This window comes from Sagittula sp. MA-2 (genome assembly GCF_030126985.1).
Taxonomy (GTDB): domain Bacteria; phylum Pseudomonadota; class Alphaproteobacteria; order Rhodobacterales; family Rhodobacteraceae; genus Sagittula.
This window is the reverse complement of record NZ_CP126145.1, coordinates 3,981,963-4,001,248: the sequence shown is the minus strand read 5'-3', so window position 1 is coordinate 4,001,248 and position 19,286 is coordinate 3,981,963. Positions and strand designations below refer to the sequence as shown.

At 65.0% G+C, this 19,286-nt stretch carries 14 protein-coding genes; 7 read left to right on the top strand and 7 right to left on the bottom strand.

The annotated features are described in order from the left end of the window. Positions 1 to 25 precede the first annotated feature (25 nt). Together QNI11_RS19490 and QNI11_RS19485 are read left to right on the top strand one after the other, a co-directional pair. Positions 26 to 2,365, top strand: coding sequence for a TRAP transporter fused permease subunit (locus tag QNI11_RS19490; RefSeq protein ID WP_283981413.1), 2,340 nt, complete (start codon positions 26 to 28; stop codon positions 2,363 to 2,365). An 82-nt stretch (positions 2,366 to 2,447) separates the two neighbouring features. Beyond that, positions 2,448 to 3,341, top strand: a complete 894-nt coding sequence (locus tag QNI11_RS19485) for an aminoglycoside phosphotransferase family protein (protein ID WP_283981412.1) — start codon at positions 2,448 to 2,450, stop codon at positions 3,339 to 3,341. An 18-nt stretch (positions 3,342 to 3,359) separates the two neighbouring features. Here the strand turns inward: QNI11_RS19485 and QNI11_RS19480 are convergent, their stop codons facing one another. After that, positions 3,360 to 4,163, bottom strand: a complete 804-nt coding sequence (locus QNI11_RS19480) for a hypothetical protein (protein WP_283981411.1) — start codon at positions 4,161 to 4,163, stop codon at positions 3,360 to 3,362. Between the two features lie 147 nt (positions 4,164 to 4,310). On the opposite strand from QNI11_RS19480, the gene QNI11_RS19475 reads away from it, so the two are divergent. Next, on the top strand, positions 4,311 to 6,818 hold the full coding sequence (locus tag QNI11_RS19475) for a chemotaxis protein CheB (RefSeq protein ID WP_283981410.1): 2,508 nt from the start codon (positions 4,311 to 4,313) through the stop codon (positions 6,816 to 6,818). On the opposite strand, the gene QNI11_RS19470 is transcribed toward QNI11_RS19475, so the two are convergent. The 4 genes from QNI11_RS19470 to QNI11_RS19455 form a co-directional block, all read right to left on the bottom strand. Further along, positions 6,815 to 8,503 (bottom strand): peroxidase, encoded by a 1,689-nt coding sequence (locus QNI11_RS19470; protein WP_283981409.1) that lies wholly within the window; start codon positions 8,501 to 8,503, stop codon positions 6,815 to 6,817. The genes QNI11_RS19475 and QNI11_RS19470 overlap by 4 nt on opposite strands. Next, entirely contained in the window at positions 8,500 to 9,555 is a 1,056-nt protein-coding gene (locus QNI11_RS19465; RefSeq protein ID WP_283981408.1) for a hypothetical protein, read from the bottom strand. The genes QNI11_RS19470 and QNI11_RS19465 overlap by 4 nt, the downstream gene beginning before the upstream one ends. Before the next feature lie 3 nt (positions 9,556 to 9,558). Then, entirely contained in the window at positions 9,559 to 10,236 is a 678-nt protein-coding gene (locus QNI11_RS19460) for a hypothetical protein (RefSeq protein WP_100928949.1), read from the bottom strand. Between the two features lie 92 nt (positions 10,237 to 10,328). Beyond that, the gene (locus QNI11_RS19455) at positions 10,329 to 12,728 is read right to left on the bottom strand and encodes a PIG-L family deacetylase (RefSeq protein WP_283981405.1); all 2,400 of its coding nucleotides are present in this window, start codon (positions 12,726 to 12,728) and stop codon (positions 10,329 to 10,331) included. Positions 12,729 to 12,874: 146 nt separating this feature from the next. Here QNI11_RS19455 and QNI11_RS19450 point away from each other — a divergent pair, with 146 nt between their 5' ends. Continuing rightward, positions 12,875 to 13,501, top strand: a complete 627-nt coding sequence (locus QNI11_RS19450; protein ID WP_283981404.1) for a glutathione S-transferase family protein — start codon at positions 12,875 to 12,877, stop codon at positions 13,499 to 13,501. A 70-nt stretch (positions 13,502 to 13,571) separates the two neighbouring features. Here QNI11_RS19450 and QNI11_RS19445 read toward each other — a convergent pair whose 3' ends face one another. Next, positions 13,572 to 14,945, bottom strand: coding sequence for an aspartate aminotransferase family protein (locus QNI11_RS19445; RefSeq protein WP_283981403.1), 1,374 nt, complete (start codon positions 14,943 to 14,945; stop codon positions 13,572 to 13,574). A 254-nt stretch (positions 14,946 to 15,199) separates the two neighbouring features. Between QNI11_RS19445 and argE the strand changes: the two genes are divergently transcribed. Continuing rightward, positions 15,200 to 16,357, top strand: a complete 1,158-nt coding sequence (gene argE, locus QNI11_RS19440) for an acetylornithine deacetylase (RefSeq protein ID WP_100928953.1) — start codon at positions 15,200 to 15,202, stop codon at positions 16,355 to 16,357. Positions 16,358 to 16,401: 44 nt separating this feature from the next. Here the strand turns inward: argE and QNI11_RS19435 are convergent, their stop codons facing one another. Next, positions 16,402 to 17,265 carry a glutathione S-transferase gene (locus tag QNI11_RS19435; protein WP_283981402.1) on the bottom strand — a complete coding sequence of 288 codons (864 nt, stop codon included), beginning with the start codon at positions 17,263 to 17,265 and terminating at the stop codon, positions 16,402 to 16,404. A gap of 209 nt (positions 17,266 to 17,474) precedes the next feature. Between QNI11_RS19435 and QNI11_RS19430 the strand changes: the two genes are divergently transcribed. Both QNI11_RS19430 and QNI11_RS19425 read left to right on the top strand, forming a co-directional pair. After that, positions 17,475 to 18,353, top strand: coding sequence for an RNA polymerase factor sigma-32 (locus QNI11_RS19430; protein WP_100928955.1), 879 nt, complete (start codon positions 17,475 to 17,477; stop codon positions 18,351 to 18,353). Beyond that, positions 18,350 to 19,144 (top strand): ChaN family lipoprotein, encoded by a 795-nt coding sequence (locus QNI11_RS19425; protein ID WP_283981401.1) that lies wholly within the window; start codon positions 18,350 to 18,352, stop codon positions 19,142 to 19,144. The genes QNI11_RS19430 and QNI11_RS19425 overlap by 4 nt, the downstream gene beginning before the upstream one ends. The last annotated feature ends 142 nt before the right edge of the window (positions 19,145 to 19,286 follow it).

The following is a 19,286-nucleotide window of genomic DNA, read 5'->3' as shown; positions in this document are numbered from 1 at the left end:
GCCCCCTTTGCCGGGAGATCCTGAGATGTCGGACAAGATGCCGTTCCTGAAACGTGCCGCGCAGGCGCTTGGCCTGATCCTCGTGGTCATCGGGATGCTCAACACCATTCCGTCCATCCCCGGGCTGGACGCCTGGGCGCAGGACGTGACCGGCAACCCGGCCTTCGCGATCCGGAAATTCCCCTACGAATGGCTCTATCCCATCGCCTTCGTGCTGATGATGCTGACGGTGGCGTGCAACCACTCGTTCTGGGCGGACTGGACGGTTCGCGGCTTCGGCCCGGGCCGCCGCCGCTTCGGGGCCTTCATGGACATCGCGCTGGTGACGATGGCCGTGGCATTGTCCGCCGCCTACCTGATCGAGATCGACTCGGTCTGCATGATCGACCAGTTCACCGGCGAGCGGGCCGAACTGATCGCCCGCGCCCTGCAGGATGAAAAGGAATTCGCCGAGCTCTATGGGCTGCCCGCACCGACCTCGGTGGATGACCCCGCCTGCATCCGCACGCTCGGTGTCTGGATCTTCGCCATCGTCGGCGCTGGCATCGCGGTCTTCCTTGGCTACAACGTCCGGGTCTGGGGCTTCCCGCTGGTGGCCGTGGCGATCCTGATCTTCGCCTACACTCTGATCACCGTGGGCATCTGGTACTTCTTCGGGTCCGAGGACATGAACAAGTACCTCATCACCAAGCTGGGGGGAGAGCCGCGTTCGCTGATGGATGGCCGCCCCAACGTGGAGGACATCCTCGTCAACAACGCCCAGGGTCTGCTGGGCCGGTTCATGGGAATCCTGCTGTCGACGGTCTTCCCCTATATCGTGCTGGGGTCGCTCTTCGGAATCTCCGCCGGGGGCAAGTCGCTGATCAAGCTGGCGTTCCTCTGGACCCGGCGGTTGAAGGGCGGGCCCGCCCACGCCGCCATCGTGTCGAGCGCACTGTTCGGCACCATCTCGGGCGGGCCGGTGGTGAACGTGCTGTCGACCGGCGTCCTGACCATCCCCATGATGCTGCGGCGCGGGTTTTCGAAGACCTTCGCGGGCGGGGTCGAGGCCGCCGCCTCCTCCGGCGGGCAGATCATGCCGCCGGTGATGGGCGTTGCCGCCTTCGTCCTGTCGGCCATGACCGTCGTGCCCTACCGGGAGGTCATCATCGCCGCGGTGATCCCCGCCGTCGCCTACTTCGGCTGCCTGTTCCTGACGGTCCACTTCCAGGCCCGCAAGCAGGGCATCGAGGCCGTCGGCGACAAGACACCCGAGATGATGCTGAACGGGCAGGACCGGCTGAACCTGCTGATGATCCTGCTTCCGATCCTCCTGATCCTGATGCTGCTCATCACCCCCAAGGAGGCGGTGGGCTGCGGAATCTTCGGTACGCTGCTGGGCGTCGAGCGCAGCGGTGAGGGGGCCGCCTGCGTCGCGGAGAGCCTGCCCTTCCTGCTCCAGATCATCCAGAACTCGGCCGGCGACGCCGGTTCCGCGGGCTGGTGGGCCGTGCTGCTACTGGTCGCTCTGTTCTGCCTCGACCCCGAGTTCCGCAAGGCGCCGCGCGCGCTGATCGGGGCCTTCGCGGACGCGGGCGTGCTGATCGCCACCCTCTACCTGATGTTCCTGTCGGTCTCCGTCATCGACTTCTGCCTGAACTTCACCGGGCTGTCGGGATTTGTCGCACGGGACGTGCTAGGCCTGCTGCGCGCCTTCGGAGCCGAGGTGCAGGGCGGCGGCGTCTTCCTCTTCGCGGCGCTCTTCGTGACGATGCTGCTGGCGATCCTTTTGGGCATGGGGATGCCGACGGTGCCCGCCTACGTCAACGTGGCGTTGCTGATGGGGCCGCTGGTCGTGGGGCTGGGCATCGCGACCTTCACCGCGCACATGTTCATCTTCTTCTTCGCGGTGGCGAGCGCGATCACCCCGCCGGTTGCCGTCGCGGCCTTCGCGGCGGCGTCGATCACCAAGGCGGACGCCATGGCCACGGGCTTTGCCGCCGTGCGCGCCGGTGTGGTGATGTTCGTCCTGCCGTTCGTCTTCGCCTTCTACCCCGAGCTCCTGCTGATCGATTCGGCAAAGCTGGACCCTGCGACCTCGACAGGTGCGCAGGTCTACATCGAGGGCTACGGACCGGGCATCGACTGGCTGGGCCTCGCGTCGGTCGGCGCGCGGCTGGCGCTCGGGCTCTACCTTATGGCGGGGGCGCTGGCGCGATTCGACATGCGCTCCATCGGACTGCCCGAAGCCATCCTGCGTCTCGTGCTGGCCGTGGCCGTGATGATGAAGGCAGGCGCGATCTTCCTTCCGGCGCTCGGGCTCGCCGCCGTCTATCTCTTGTGGCACGGCAGCAAGGCCATGCGTGGCGGACCCGTCCGGGTCTGACACATATCCATTCGTGGCCTTGGCCTTTGGCGGGCTTTCGTGCAAACGTCTATGTGGAGTGGTCAATTACCGGAGTGACGACATGCACGACGTCGTTATCCTTTCCGACGAAAGGTTGGTCGGGTCCCTGGTGGAAGCCCAGGGCGCCAAGTGGCGTGGCCAGAAGGTACAGCCGCTGGCCGCCTCCGGCGCGGACAACGCGATGTTCCGGCTCGGGGACAAATGGGCCGTGCGCCTGCCGCGGCGGCCCGAAGTCGTGCAGATGCTCGAAACCGAAGCCACTTGGCTGCCGCGCCTTGCCGATCTGCCGCTGGAAGTGCCGGTTCCCCGGTTGCTGGGCGCGCCGACGCAGCAGTTCAACTGGCCGTTCACCATCGTCGACTGGATCGACGGCGTGGAGGCGGAGGAGACCGAGGTGTCCGACATGGCCGAGGCGGTCCAGACCCTCGCCACCTTCCTGAAGGCGCTCTGGAAGAAGTCGACCCGGGACGCGCCCCTCGCCGGGGAGGCCAACAATTATCGCGGCGTCAACCTGAAGGAAGTGACACAGCAGGTGCTGACGTGCTTCTCGAAGATGGACGACGAGATCGAGCCGGAATCCGCGCGGGAGGCTTGGCTCAGCGCGCTGGACGCAAGCCCGGTGCGCAAGCCGCGCTGGCTGCACGGCGACCTGCGCGCGTCGAACATGATCGTCCGCGACGGCGAACTGGTCGGCGTGATCGACTGGGGCCGCGCGGCGGTGGGAGATCCCGCGGTGGACGTGGCCGTGGCGTGGCGCTGGGTGCCCGAATGGGAGATGTCGAACTTCCAGGAGGCCCTTGGCGCAAGCGACGACCTTTGGCGCCGGGCACGCGGATGGGCCCTGTACGACGCGGTTGTCACCCTGGCCCACTACAAGGAGCAGCAGGGCTTCGAAGGCATCTGCGACGAGAGCCGCTGCGTGTTGGGCCGGCTTGGACTGGGCGCCCCCTGCTGACGGCACCTGTGATGGCGTTCAGCTGATGGTGTCGATGGCCTTCTGATGGCCATGCAGGATGCCAAGATTATCCCCCCGCACCATGCCGCGCTTCGCCGTCCAGTGGAGCGTGCCTTTCCGGGACATCACCCGCGCGGCGATGTCCCGGTTCCTGCCCGCGCTGCCGACCGCCGGCACGTCCCGGTCCAGCCCGATGTGCAGGGCGTCCCTGTCTTCCTCGGGATCGTTGCCCACCGCTTCGAGGTAACGGGTCAGGAGTGAGATGTAATCCGAAAGCTCGTCGCGCCGCGAGCGCATCGTCTTGACCCGGGCCTGCAAAAGCTCGGTCTGCTGCTCTGAAAGCCCGTGTTCGAGGATGTGATCGAAGGCCTCCAGCGCCGGGCACAGCAGTTCCTGCAGCACGGGAAGGGCCATGTCGCTCAGGCTGTGGTCCGCAGCCGGGTCGGTGCGATAGCTCTTCTGGAAAATGGCGGAGCTGTCGCCGACGCTGCGCACGAAACGGATGTTGGCAGAGGCGTGGCCGTCCCGGTTGAAATGGGTCAGCACACGCAATCCGTGCAGAGCCAGACCGGGTATCCGGACCTGGAAATCCGACTGGCTGAACACCGCCGTGTCTTCGACGCACTGAAGGTGTCCCAGAAGGATCTGCACGATCACCGGCTGGAAAACCTCCTCCAGCGGCACTGGCGCGTCGGGGACCATCCGGTTGGAGTGCATCCGGCCGCGAAGACGCGCATTTGCCAGGTGCCAGATCTCGTCCGGGTCCGAGCGCAACAGCCAGAGTTCAATCGTGCCGCAGTCGTTGGGGGTGAATCCATTCATGGTTGCAACGATTCCATGCCATTCGTTGTCTTTTTCCGGCGCGCGCCCGCGTCCGAATTCGTCACGTTAAGCATGTGTAAACGATGATAGGTGAAGAATAGTTTAACGGCGATCGGAGGGCTCGGCGCGCCGTACCGGGGACACTGAATGAGCGAGACTGAACAACAGCAGACCGTGGTCGGCATCGCCGCTTCGGCCGGGGGGCTCGAAGCGATGTCCCTGCTTGCCCAGCATCTGCCGACGGATCTCAACTGCGCCTACATCCTCGCGCAGCACATATCGCCGCATCATGCCAGCGTCCTGCCCACCCTGATCTCGAGAGAGACGCGCCTGACGGTGAAGGCTGTGCAGGAATCCCTGCCCATCGAGCCGAACACTATTTACGTCCCGGTGCCGAAAAGCGACTTGGTCGTGGAAGACGGCATGGTCCACCTGCGCACGCCGTCCGGCCTGCCGGCAGAGCCGAAACCCTCTGCCGACCGGCTGTTCAGGTCCATCGCCGAATCCTACGGAGAGCATAGCGTCGGCATCGTCCTGTCGGGCACCGGCAGCGACGGCAGCTATGGCGTTCAGGCAATCCGCGAGGCCGGCGGGATCACAATTGCGCAGGACAGCAGTTCGGCGAAATACGGCACGATGCCTGCCTCGGCGGTGGAGACAGGAGCAATCGACCTCATCCTGTCGCCGCGCCAGATCGGCGAGCAGCTGAAGACCATCCTCGCGCATCCGCGCGACTTCTCCGAGCTACAGGCGCTTGTCGAGCAACCGACGGAATACGACGACCTGTTCCACATGCTGCAGGCGCGGACCAAGGTCAATTTCCGCCACTACAAGGAAATGACCGTCAGCCGCCGCATCCAGCGCCGGATGATCGCCATGGGGTTCGACGATTACGGGCGGTACGTCAGCTTCTGCCGCACCAATGTCGAAGAGCTGGACGCGCTGTTCCGCGACCTGCTGATCTCGGTCACGCGGTTCTTCCGCGATTCCGAACAGTTCGACGCGCTGCGGCGTGAACTGGGCCGCTATCTTGCCGAGGTCGGCAACCGGCCGATCCGTGTCTGGGTGCCGGGCTGTGCCTCGGGGGAAGAGGCGTATTCCATCGCGTTCCTGATTGCCGACGCGCTGAAGCTGACCGGCAAGGAGCGCGAACGCGGCGTCCAGATCTTTGCCACCGACCTTGATGCCGCGGCGCTGGCGCGCGGGCGGGCCGGGGTCTATCCGGCGTCGGCCTCTGCGGGCATCCCGGAATCCATGCTGTGCCGCTACTTCACCCTCAGCGACAACCTCCTGCGTGTGAGGCCGGAGATACGGAAGATGGTGCTCTTCTCGCACCACAACGTGTTTCAGGACCCGCCGTTCTCGGAGATCGATCTGGTCAGCTTCCGTAACACGCTGATCTACTTCGAAAGTTCGCTGCAGGAAAAGGTCATGTCGCGGATCCTCTACGCGCTGCGGCCCGGCGGACTGCTGTTCCTCGGGACGTCCGAAAACGTGGGCGAGATGGCACCCTATTTCGAACAGGTCGCCGAGCGGATGCGGCTGTTTTGCAAACGGACAAGCGCGTCGTTCGATCACAAGGCGCTGGTGCGTTTCGGTGTCCCGCCCCGCCGTCAGAAGCGCGACAAGCGCAAGGAGTATGGCAACGGCGAGTTGAACTCCAGCAGCGAGGAAATGTTCGAGGTGCTGGCGTCGTCGGTCGCGCCTGTCGGGTTCCTCGCCAACGAACAGAAGGACCTCGTGCGGATCTTCGGAGACATCAGTGCCTTCACCAAGGTGACCGACGAGGTGCGCGGACGGCTTACCACGAACACCCTGAAGGAGGCGCTGGCCTCTGAGGCGGCCAGCCTCATCCCGCTCTGTCTCAAGTACAACAAGGCCCGCGACGGCCTGTGGCGAGAGATCCTCGGCCAAGGGTTCAACCGTGCCCGCCTGCGCTGCTATCCCATGACGCTGCCCCCGCACGGCAAGACGCGCTACGTCCTCGTCTCCATCGAGACCGACCTGGTGGAGATCAGTTCGGAACGCGAAAGCCACGGCGACAACAAGGAGACCTCGGGCTATCTCGCCTATGTCGAGAACGAGCTGGCCGATGCGCGCGAGGCCCTGCAGATCACGATGGAGGAGCTTCAGACCTCCAACGAGGAGTTGCAGTCGACCAACGAGGAACTGCAATCCACCAACGAGGAGCTGCAGTCCACGAACGAGGAACTGGAGACCTCGAACGAGGAACTGCAGTCCACGAACGAGGAACTGATCACCGTCAACGAGGAACTGCTGATCAACACCGACGAGCTGAACAAGCTGGTCGTCGAACAGGTCGCGATCCTCGAGGCCTTGCCGCTGCCCCTGCTGGTGCTGGACCAGATGCTCAACATCAAGAGCGCGTCGAAGCGGGCCATCGAGATCTTCGGCCTGTCCGAACGCGCCGCCCACCTTGGCCACATCAGCCAGGTGCAACTCCCGAACGCTTCGTTTCCCCGCCTCATCGACAATTGCAGCGAGGTCCTGAAGCGGCGGGAGACGGGCAAGGTCCGGTTCACCGTCGACAATGAGGAAATGTCGCTGGTGATCGCGCCGTACTTTATCCAGGACAACGAACTGATGGGGCTGACGGTCGTCCTTGAACGGGCGTCCGATACGGAGATCGTCTAGGTCGGGTCGATGACCCCCATGGTCAGCATCCTCAGCGCCGTGATCGACGGGATGAAGAAGTAGTCGCCGCCGCGGCACTCCACCACCGTCTTGAGCTGGCTCATGGTGTAGGGGCAGCCACCGCCCTGCGGATCGGCGGGCAGGGCCATCCGGCGGTGCTTGTCATGGTTGCCGAGGATCGGGCAGGTGTCGTTGCCCTGATGGAAATCCAGCCCGTACTGGATCCATTGCTGCTGGATGAATTCGAATTGCCGGAAGAGCGAGGCGCAGATGATCATCATCGTGACGCCCTGCTCGGTCTTATCGGTCTGCTGGTCGGGCGGCAGCGCGCCGTAGGGCAGGCCGCGCCGCATGATCCGGCGCCGCTTGTTCAGCGCGGTCGTGGCCTGCGGGTTGTCGCCTTCGGGCGCGTTCAGCGGATCGAGGTAATCGCGCGTGTTCACCCGCCGCATGTGCGCGCCCGGCGGTGTCCTGTACCCCTTCATGTCATCGGCGTAGCGGAAGTCGGAAGATCTTGTACTCTTTATGTATGCAATCTGGTTCTCGTAGGCCTTCAGCGGATTCGGGTCGTCCATCCCGGTTTCCGCGCGGGCCGTCTGCCAGTCAGAAAACGTGGGGGCATGCGCCAGCGGAATGCCGTCCGGCCAGCGTCCGACCATCCGGGCGCGCAGGGTCACCTGTGCCTCGTCCGGCAGGATGCCCTGCACACGGGCGTAACGGTCGGCCTCCGTGGCGATGACCTCCCGGAAGCTGCCGATGTTCTCGTGCAGCTTGCGGTATGCCATGAAGCTGCCATTGCGCATGAACTCAGGCGGTTTTGCGGTGGGCGGCAATTCCTGGCTTTCGTCGGGATGGCCGAGGATGAATTCCCCGGGGTTCAGCGGCTCCCACCCTTTCCCCATGCGCTTGCCGCGCCCGATGACGGCTTCCTTCTCGTCCTTCTCCGGCAGTTGCCCGGCAAAGATCGGGTCGCCAATGCCATCGGTGAAGCCGAAGTGCTCCTTGGGCGTCGGCAGCCACACGTCACCGAACCTGTCGAAGACCGCTTGCGCCGGGTGGAAATCGGCGCTGCCGTCCTGCCCGTTGCCCGGCAGGATGCGCACGCCGCCATTGGCCGCGCAGAGGTCGCGCAGCCATTGCGTCGTCTCTTCCAACTCCGGCACCGGATCCATGCGGGTCAGCTTGGGATCGGGCTTGCCGTCCAGAGTGTGTTCGGGCGTTATGTCACGCAGCGCATTCAGCGAAATCCAGATGTGTACGTTGTCGTCATCATACCCGTCGCCGCGCCGGTTGCGCTGCCAGATCGGGTCCCAGTGGCCGTCCCAGTTCTGCCGATCGGCCTGATCCTCGGTCATCGTCTGGTCACGGTCGCCCAGCAGGAAGGCCCGGTCCTTCATACCTGCGATGAACTCTTCGGGCAGCGCCTGCAATGTGCGGGTCGGGACCTCCAGCCGGAACAGGCCGAAGAAGGTGAAGCCGATGTTCAGCGTGCAGCGCGGCCTCGCGTCCGGCGTTGGCCAGCGGGCGGCGGTTGTCACGCGTTTCGACACCTCTCCGACGAACGCCCGTCCCTTCGCCGGGTCGGATATGTTGAGGAAGAAGTAGCGCGCGAACGGATATGAATACTTTCCGTATGCACGCACGACATTGCCCTGGATGTCATCGAGGTCGAGACGATAGCTCATGCCGCGCCCTCCGCCGGTCTGGCGGCGCGCGGTGTCTCGATGATCCCGGGCGGCTGGCTTGGCCCTGTCACATCCGCGGGACGGTGCGCGGCGGACCATCTGCCGTAGGCGGCGTGGATTGCCTCGGGCGAGGCGCCCTGCATGTCGATGACCAGATCGGCAAAGCTTTGCTGCACGTAGAGCGCCTTCAGAACGGAACGCAGATCGTCGTAAGGCCCGGGCGGCAAAGGTTTCTCTCCGTTCGCGATGGCGTATCTGACCGACGCCACGAAGGCGCCGAAGGTGAGCGCCCCGCCGATCAGCGCCGTCCAGATGGGATTGCTGCCGACCACCGGCATGGGCGCGCTGGTGAAGAGCGCCCAGAGTAGGGCCAGCAGCGTGACGACGGCCGGAATGCCGACGACCGCGGCCAGCGCCTTGAGCGGCAGCCGGTGAAAGGCGCCGGACGGGTCGTCGATGTAGTAGTCGTGGAACGGCATCGTCGTTTCGACGTGGCAGCGGTCGAGGTAATCGGCGAACTTTTCGGCCGTGTCGATGTCGTCGAAGCCCACGCAATTGGAATAGATCGCGCTCAGCTCCTCCCCCATGGTGCGCCACAGCTCCATTGCATACGACTTGCGTACATCCCTTTGCTCGGCTGCGGTCAGCGTGGTCGGAAGCGGCGCGCCGTCCACTATCACCGCGTCGATGTCGGCACAGAAGACGAGGTATGAGCAATTGAGGAAGTCGGTGTGCTGCGGGATCGCGGGATTGCCGGCGTCCTTGTCCCCGGTCAGGCTGCGCAGGGTCGATGCGATGGCGTCGTGCCCCTCGCGCCCGTTGTAGACCACGTCATCCAGCACGAACATGCGTGCAAGGTGCGTGCGCATGTTGCGCGCAAAGGGGCTGGTCATGCCGGACTTGATCGTCGCGGGGCTCTGCTGGGCGGTGGGCAGTTCCATCAGCGCGTTGCGCACCCGCTGCCGCCACGATCCGTGTCCGTCGGCACAGGTGCCGTCGCGGATCGGTGCAAGCGTCGTCAGGAAGATATGGCCCGAGTCGAGATCCGGCATGGCTCAGTTCCTCGCACGCCGGAGGTCGAACGTCGCCTGCGCCTTGCGGACATAGGCCTCGCGGTTCTGGTCCGCACGTTCGGTGTCGAGGCTAGCGACCGGGCCGAACCCGGGCTCGCCGAGGTTGCCCTGTACCTTCGTCATCGCCGCGCGCCAGCTTTCGGCGAACGCCTCCGGCGACTGGTCGGCATGTGCCTTGTCCAGCGTCAGGACCGCATCATAGACCTTAAGCGCCGACTTGATGTCGCGCTGCGCAGAGCCCGGCGTGGCGTTGTAGTAGTGGTCGGTGAAGATCTGGTTGTGGGTGATGTAGGTCTTGAACGGCGTGATCGGGATCGACAGCGGATACTTGGTGGCGGAGTACCAGAACAGGTCCAGACCCTTCGGAATCCCGTCCGAGAAGGCGTCGATGTACTGGTCCCAGGTGCCGTTGAAGTTCGACAGGAACAGCACGTAGTCATTGTCGAGCTGATGCTGTTCGCCCTGACCGAGGTCCGGCCAGTCCTTGCGACGGATGATGACCCAGCGGGCGAAGTGGATCAGCGACAGGCCCAGCAGGCCGGCGAGGTTCTCGGGCAAACCGCGGGCCGCCATGAACAACAGGCGGTTGACCCAGGTGATGCGGGGATGGCTGGGCGTCACCACGTTCATGGCATAGGCCTTGCCGGCAATGTTCGACATGAAAATGCCCCGGTGCTGAAAACGAATTGACGTTACGGTAACACGGGTGGGCGATTTTCCAATAGTGTTTTCATCTTATAGGGGAGTCGGGGTCAGAGCAGCAGCGGCTCCTCGGTCTCCTCCGGGGCCGGATCATCCGGCGCTTCGGCCAGCATCATCGCCTCGTAGGTGCCTTCGTGGGTGTACTCGCTGCGCACGTATTCCCGCAGCACCCACTCCGTGTAGGGCTCTGCAATGGCGCCCTCGGGAGTCGTGACGGCGGAGTCATGGGCGGCGTAGGCCTCGAACACCTCGGTCACCAGCGCCTGCTGTTCGGGGGTGAAGTTCTCTTCGAACCCCCAGGATTCGTAGCCGACGTGGCTGGTGACGAGGATGTCGCCGGGATGGTCGGCAATGGCCGCTTCGGCGAAGTAGGCGCTGTGCACGTGGTCGGGATGCTCGATGTCGCTTTCGGTGTCCTGAAGGTGCACCTGCCCCGGCTGGTGGGTGTCGAGCAGGCCGGACAGGACGGACACGAGGTCTTCGCGCGAATAGGTCGCCGCGTCGTCGACAGAGGTAATGGTGGCGATCTCCCCGTCCCACAGTTTCGGGAGGCTCTCGCCGCCGTAAAGGTCGGAGCCTGTACCCGAGAAGCCGTCCGGCAGGCGCAGGAAGTAGAGGTTGAGGTTCGGCTGATCAGCGAGCGTGGCGTGGTGAAGGTCGAAGCCCTGGCCATCGTGCGTGACGGTTGCCGTCCCCTCCTGCCACGCATCGGAGCCGGTCATCACGCTGTAGGCGTCCTTGATTCCCTCTTCGCGCCCGCCCCAGTACGCCTCGTCCTGCCCGGCGTCGCCGGCGGTGAGGTAGATCGTGGTGACGTCGTGACCGGCGGCGAGGTGGTCCGCGATCGTCGGGTTCATGAACAGGAGGTCGTCGTCCTGGTGCGCGACGATGAACATCTGCCGGGTCAGGTCGACGGGACCGGGATCCACGGGATCGGTAGGGTCTGTCGGATCGGTGGGGTCAGTGGGATCGGTCGGATCAGTTGGGTCGGTCGGATCGATTGGATAGGTCGGGTCCATGGGATCGCTCGGGTCTTCGGGGGCGGTGCCGTCCATGCCGAAGGCAATCACCTCTCCGATCAGCGGCGTATCGTCGGGCCAGTTCGATTCTCCGATCAGCAGGTTGATGCGTGGCCCGGGATCGGGCACGGCTCCGTCCGCCTCGGCCAGCAGCACGCCGTCCTTCTCGATCCACATGGTGCCGTCTTCGTCGATGCCGGCACCCCATGTGGCGGTTTCGCCCTGCACGATCGCGCCCTCGGCGATGACGCGGTAGACCGTGCCACCCTGATGCAGTTCCAGCACCATGTCCGAGGTGTTCTCGACCTGCGACAACAGGATGTTGTTGCTGTTCGGCCCATCGCCGAAATCGAAGACCCGCTGCCAGTTGCCGCCCTGTATGTCGTCAAACCGCACCGTGGCCGCGATGGCAAAGGCGCCACCGATCTGGCCGATGTCGTAGGGATCCGTTGGATCCGTGGGATCGGTTGGGTCAGTCGGATCGGTTGGGTCTGTCGGGTCCGTGGGATCGGCCGGATCTGTCGGGTCAGTCGGATCGGTGGGCTCTTCAGGCGGCAGGGTGCCATCGGCGGTCACGGTCAGCCCGAGGATGACCCCGTCCAGATCGTCGGCGACGGAGACCGGCTCCAGAACGACAGAGGGAACCTCTGCCGCCACCTCGCCCAGCCGCACGCCGTCCTGAGCCAGCCACAGCGTGCCGTCCGTATCCAGACCTGCGGAAAGGGAGGTAAGCTCTCCCGCAACCAGCGCGCCGGGGGCGGTGACGGTGTAGCTGGCCTCTCCGACCGTCAGCTGCAGGACCAGCCCGTCGGACGCGCCATCCTGCGCCAGCACGAGCGACGCGCTGCCGTCCGCAGAGCCGTAGGCCACAAGCCCCTGGTCCGCCCATACGGAGACGTCATCGACGCGAGCGGCCAGGTCGATCCGGAACGACCCGGCAAGCGCGCCGTCGTCGTTGTCCGCAGGCGACAGCCCGTCGTCGCCGGGCTGCACCACGTCGATGCCCATGACCGCGCCGATCAGGTCGTCATCGTCCGCCCAGTTCGACTGCCCGATGTATTCGTTGATCCGGGGCACATTGGCGGGCAAGACGGCCTGTATCTCGTCCTCCAGCACGCCATCCTTCTCGATCCACATGCGGCCGTCGGGGTCTATGCCGATGCGCCACGTCGCCACTTCTCCGGCCACGATGGCGTCTGGCGCGATCACCCTGTGGACCACGCCGTCCTGATAGAGTGCGAACATCATGTCGGAGGTGTTCTCCACCTGCGCGAGGATAATGTTGCCGTTCTGCGGGCCGCTCCCGAAATCGAGGATCCGCTGCCAGTAGGCACCCTGTATCTCGTCGAAACGGGCAGTCACTTCGAGCGCGAAGGCGCCCGAGATATCGTCGATGTCGAAAACTGTATCGGCTGAAGGAACGGGCGGCATGATGCCTCCGGATTGACGGCAAGAGTTAATGAGCGCGAAGGTGGCCCCGCGATGAATCGGCTTTCCCGTTCACGATACACGAATTGCCGTAGCGTCATCCTTTGGATTTATCTGCAAATGGAAACTTTGCGTTTCCCGGAGGTGAGATGGCCGGACTGGTGATACACGGGCGCAAGACGTCCTCGAACGTGCAGGCGGTCATGTGGGGCGCTGCGGAACTCGGGCTCGAGGTCGACCGGCGGGACGTGGGCGGGCGCTTCGGCGGAACCGACACCGCGACATTCCGGGCGATGAACCCCATGGGCCTTGTACCCGTGATGGAGGACGGCAAGCACACGCTCTTCGAAAGCGCCGCGATGCTGCGCTACCTCGTGGCGGCCTACGGGCCGGGGCCCTTCGCAGAGGGGCCAGAGCAGGACATGTGGGCGGAATGGGCGAAACACACGTTGTGCGCCGCGTTCACGATGCCGGTTTTCTGGGGCTTCTACCGGACGCCGGAGGCAGAGCGCGACATGACCGCGGTGCTGGGTGCGCTTGAACGGTTCGAGGATCTGGCGGGCATGGCGATGACCCTGCGCGGCGCCGGGTCTTGGCTGGTCGATGGTCGGTTCAGCCGGGCGGACATCATGGCGGGCCACGTGCTGTTCCGGTACTTCACGCTCGACCTGCCGCGGCGACCCCCGGCCGGGCTGGAGGACTACTACGCCGCGCTGACGGAACGCCCCGCGTATCGGGAGCACGTCATGGTCGATTATTCGGAATTGAAGGGCTGACCGCGACCTGAAGTTCCGTCTGGTCAGGCGTGGCCGGGGCGTATGTCCCCGGCCACGCCAAGTCTGGAAATCAGCCCCCCAGGACGTCGCGGACCGCTTCGCCGGTCTTTGTCGCGACTTCTTCCGCTTCTGCCGGGGTCAGGCACAGCGGCGGCGCAAAGCCGAGGATGTCGCCCTGCGGCATGGCGCGTGCGATGACGCCCTTGGACATGAGGGCAGACGCGATCTGCGCACCGACCTTCTGCGACGGATCGAAGAAGGTCCGGTTGTCCTTGTCGTCGACCAGTTCGACGGCGCAGAGCATCCCTTCCCCCCGGATATCGCCGACCTTCGCGTGGTCGCCAAGCGCATCAGTCATCGCCTTGCGGAAATGCGCGCCGGTCTCGCCCGCGTTGGCCACGAGGTTCATGTCGTCGATCAGCTTCAGGTTCGCGACACCGGCCGCGGCCCCGATGGGGTGCGCCGAGTAGGTCCAGCCGTGGCCGATCGGGCCGTTCTCGTCGGTACCCTGCTCCAGCACCTTCCACATCTTGTCGCCGACGATGGAGCCGGAGAGCGGCGCATAGGCCGAGGTAAGGCCCTTGGCGATGGTGATGAGGTCGGGCTTCAGGCCGTAATGGTCGGAGCCGAACATGGTGCCGAGACGGCCGAAACCCGTCACGACCTCATCCGCGATCAGCAGGATGTCGTGCTTTTCGAGGATCGGCTGGATCGCCTCCCAGTAGCCTTTCGGCGGGGGCACGATGCCGCCGGTGCCCAGCACGGGCTCACCGATGAAGGCGGCGATGGTGTCCGCGCCCTCGCGCTCGATCAACTGCTCCAGCTCGGCGGCGCAATAGGCGCTGAACGCCTCTTCGGACATCGCGATGTCGGGGCGGCGGAAGTAGTAGGGCGCCTCGGTGTGGATCACCTGCGCCAGCGGCAGGTCGAACTTCTTGTGGAAGAGTTCGAGCCCGGTCAGCGAGCCGGTCATCAGGCCCGACCCGTGGTAGCCGCGCCAGCGCGAGATGATCTTCTTCTTCTCTGGGCGGCCGAGGATGTTGTTGTAGTACCAGATCAGCTTGATGTTTGTCTCGTTCGCGTCCGAGCCGGACAGGCCGAAGTAGACCTTCGACATGTGGGCGGGCGCACGGTCGAGGATCATCTTCGACAGGGTGATCGACGCCTCCGTGCCGTGACCGACATAGGCGTGATAGTAGGCCAGTTCCTTTGCCTGCGCGGCGATGGCATCGGAGATCTCGGTCCGCCCATACCCCACGTTCACGCAGTAGAGCCCGGCGAAGGCGTCCAGCAGTTTCGTGCCGTCGCGGTCCTCGATGTGGCAACCCTGCCCGGTGGTGATGACACGGGTCGCGGACTCGCCGCGCGCGTGCTGGGCAAGGTGGGTAGAGGGATGGAAGAAGTTCTCGCGGTCCCATTGGGACAGCTGGTCGTTGGTCAGCATATGGCTCTCCTCTGATGCGGCAGCGCGCCGCCATGGAACGTTGCAAACCGGAGCCGGGAGGTCAGCGCGTCTGGCCGGGCCCGAGGCTCCGCTCTCCTCTGCAGCAGCGCGCAATGCCTTTATTGCCGAGGGTGCCTATTGGGTAACCGATCCGTCGCGGGATGACCAGTACGGGTCGGCGGGAGCATTGACCGTGCTTCCCCGGCAGGTCATTTCATGGGCAAAGGCCCGGTTTCCCGGGTGAAAGGAGCATCATGGAGCTGCTGGCACGGACCGAAGCCCTTCTGGGCGATCTCATTGCGTTTCCGACGGTGTCGTCGGACAGCAACCTCGAACTGATCGCCTGGGCGGCGAACTATCTCGAAGGATTCGGCGCCCGATGCGAGATCATGTCGGACGTGACGGGGCTGAAGGCGAACCTGCTGGCGACCTTCGGGCCGGAGGGCAACGGCGGCCTCGTTCTTGCGGGTCACACGGATGTGGTGCCGATCGGCGAGGAAAGCGACTGGAGCGGCGATCCCTTCTCCATGCGGGAGGAGAACGACCTGCTCTACGGGCGCGGCACCTGCGACATGAAGGGCTTCATCGCCTGCGTCATGGCCCTGGCGCCGGAAATCGCCCGTTGGCACCTGAAGACCCCGGTGCATGTGGCGCTGACCTATGACGAGGAAGTGGGCTGCTTCGGCGCCCGCGCGCTGGTGACGGAACTTCTGGGACGCGGAATGCGGCCCGGGATGGCGATCCTGGGCGAGCCGACGCTGATGAACGTCGTGGACGGGCACAAGGGCTGCTACGAATACACCACCCATTTCTGCGGCTGCGAGGGGCACGGTTCGGCGCCCGACCGCGGGGTGAACGCGGCGTCCTGCGCCACGCGCTATGCGGGCCGTTTGCTGGAGCTGGAAGCCGCCCTGAAATCGCGCGCTCCGGAGGCCAGCCCGTTCGAGCCGCCGTGGACAACGCTGAACATCGGCCGCATGTCGGCCGGCACGGCGCGCAACGTCATCGCCGGCCTGGCCGAGATCGAGTGGGAGATGCGCCCGGTCTCTTTCGAGGATGCGGCCTGGGTCCTGTCGGAGATCGACGCATACGCGGACCTGCTGTTGCCCGACATGCGCCGGGTCACGCCGGATGCCTCCATCGTGCGCGAAGTGATCGGCGAGGTGGCGGGCCTGATGCCGGAACGGGACAACCGCATCGCCGAACTGGTCTGCAGCCTGACGGGGGCCAACGGGACGGAGGTCGTGTCCTTCGGCACCGAGGCAGGGCTTTTCCAATCCTTGGGCACGCAGTGTATCGTCTGCGGTCCGGGCTCCATCCAGCAGGCGCACCGGCCCGACGAATTCGTGGCGCGCAGCCAGCTTGACGCCTGCCTGACCATGCTCAGGGGCATGGAAGGCGCGCTGCACTGAGGTTCGGGTCGTCGCCGGGGGCGGTCCCGGCGACGATGCGGTCGTCAGACCAGCGCCATGAAGGCGGGCCATGCCTCCGGATCGGCGACGGTCTTGTCGCGGCAGGTGGCGTTGCAGAACCCGAAGGTCCGCCCGTCCATCTGCATGAGGTGCGTCGGCGCCTTGCCGGAATATGGGCAGGCGTCGTTCTCGGGCTCGCCGCTCTCCACCGCCTGTGCCGCGCGCACCGAGGGGCCGGGCCATGGCGCGGTCTGGAGGTCCTGAGCGTACCACGGCAGGGTTTCCCCCTGAACGAGGCCAAGCGCCCGCCAGCGCCGGAAGGACGGGTCGGCCAGATGCGCCGCCACATAGTCGCGGCACACATCGCTGACCGGGATCGAGAAGCCGGCAATACGGGCCGCCACGGGCGCAAAGAACACGTCCGCCGCCGAATAGCTTCCTGCCAGCCAGGGGCCGCCCGATCGTTCGAGTGCATGTGTCCAGATCGTTTCGATCCGTTGAATGTTGGCCACCACGTCCTCAGACGGGCTGAACCCGACATAGGCGGTGCGCAGGTTCATCGGGCAGGCCGACCGGAGCGCCACGAAACCGGAGTGCATCTCGGCGGCCAGCGACCGGGCGAGCGCGCGCATCGCGGGATCGGACGGCCAGATCCCCGCGTCGGGATGACGATCCGCCAGTTCCTCGGCGATGGCGAGGCTGTCCCAGATAACCGCGCCGTCGTCTTCCGTCACGAGGGTCGGTACGGTGCGGGCTGGGGCAATGTCCTGCATCTGCTCTGCGACACCGGCTTTCATGAAGTCGACCAACCGGCAATTGACCGCCAGTCCGAAGCGGTCAAAAAGCAGCCATCCGCGCATGGACCAGCTTGAATAGGCGTAATCTCCAATAAAAAGCGTATCGGGCATCCCGTTTCCTCTCGATTCCGTGAGCGGAAGCTAACCTATTGCCATGGATGCAGGAAATTCCGGTTCGTGACGCATGCCATAAGCGATGCACATGATCCTTGCAGGCATATAGCCCGAAAAATCATTCATCCAAATGAACCAATCACCCGTCTGACGCGTAGTACTCACAAATCCCGCTTCAAGGGTAACGCATCGACAGGGGAGTTTTCATGCCATTAGACGGATTCAACGATCAGACCCTTTCGCGTCGGGCCATGAAGGCGGAACTTCTCGATGCGGAAACCGAACTGAAGCTTGCCTACGCATGGCGCGACGAAAAGGATGAGGCCGCGCTGCACCGCCTGATCCAGGCCTACATGCGGCTGGCGATTTCCATGGCGGCGAAGTTCAAGCGCTACGGCGCGCCGATGAACGACCTGATCCAGGAGGCGGGACTGGGCCTGATGAAGGCCGCCGACAAGTTCGACCCTGACCGTGGCGTGCGGTTCTCCACCTACGCCGTCTGGTGGATCAAGGCGTCGATCCAGGACTACGTGATGCGCAACTGGTCGATGGTGCGCACCGGGTCCACCTCTTCCCAGAAAGCTCTGTTCTTCAACATGCGGCGCGTGCAGGCGCGGCTGGAGCGCGAGGCGCAGGCCACCGGCATGCAGCTCGACAGTCACCAGCTTCGCCACATGATCGCGTCCGAGATCGGCGTGCCCCTGCGCGACGTCGAAATGATGGAAGGGCGCCTGTCCGGCTCTGACTTCTCGCTCAACGCCACGCAGTCCGTCGAGGACGAGGGCCGCGAGTGGATCGACACCCTCGAAGACGACAGCGCACACGGTGCGGAGATCGTCGAGAATTCGCATGACACCGAATGCCTGCGCGGCTGGCTGGTGAAGGCGATGGGGTCGCTGAACGACCGGGAACGGTTCATCGTGCGCGAACGCAAGCTGCGGGACGAGCCCCGCACCCTCGAAAGCCTCGGCAACGAGCTGGGCCTGTCGAAAGAGCGGGTCCGCCAGCTCGAAGCTGCGGCCTTCGGCAAGATGCGCAAGGCGCTTGAGGCGCAAAGCGGAGAAGTGCAACACTTCCTCGCATGAAACATGCGCTGGTCCTCGCCGCCCTCATGGTCGGCTTAGCAATCCCCGCGGCATCCGCCGACGGGGATTTCGACGCTGATGTGCTTTTTCTCGGCGAGATCCACGACAACCCCGCCCACCATGCCCGGCAGGCCGAAATCGTCGCCCGGGTTCAGCCGAAAGCCGTGGTGTGGGAGATGATCTCCGGCCCGGTTGCGGTCGGCCTGACACCCGAGATCGTGCAGAGCGAACAGGTGCTGGAAGCGACGCTGTCATGGGAGGAAAACGGCTGGCCCGACTTCTCCATGTACTATCCGATCTTCAAGGCCGCAGAAGGTGCGCAGCACTTCGGAGCGGCCCTCCCGCGGGAGGAGGCGCGCCGGGGCATGGGGGAGCCGCCGCTCATGGTCTTCGGTGCCGACGCCTGGCAGTACGGTCTGGATCGTCCTCTGCCCGCCGATCAGCAGGCTGCCCGCGAAGCGTTGCAGAAGGCGGCCCATTGCGACGCGCTGCCTGACGACATGCTGGCCGGGATGGTCAACATCCAGCGTCTGCGCGATGCCCGGCTGGCGGCGGTCGCTCTGGAGGCGCTTGGCGTAACGGGTGGCCCGGTGGTGGTGATCACCGGCAATGGCCATGCCCGCAAGGACTGGGGCGCGCCCGCCGTGCTGGCCTATGCCAAGCCGGAGGCACGGATCTTCGCCCTCGCACAAGGGGAGGAAGGGCATGCCACGCCGGAGGGTGGCTTCGACCGCACGGAAACCTCCCCCGCAACAGAGCGGGAAGACCCCTGCGCGGCCTTCAGGAAATAGCCCAACCTCTCATGCGACGACACCGCCTTCTGTTCCGGGGCGGTCAGACCGGGAGGGGCTTCCCGCGCCGCTGCGATCTACTGGGGGTAACCGTCTACAGGGGGCGCGACAGCGTCCCTGCCCATGCCGTGGGTTTCGATGC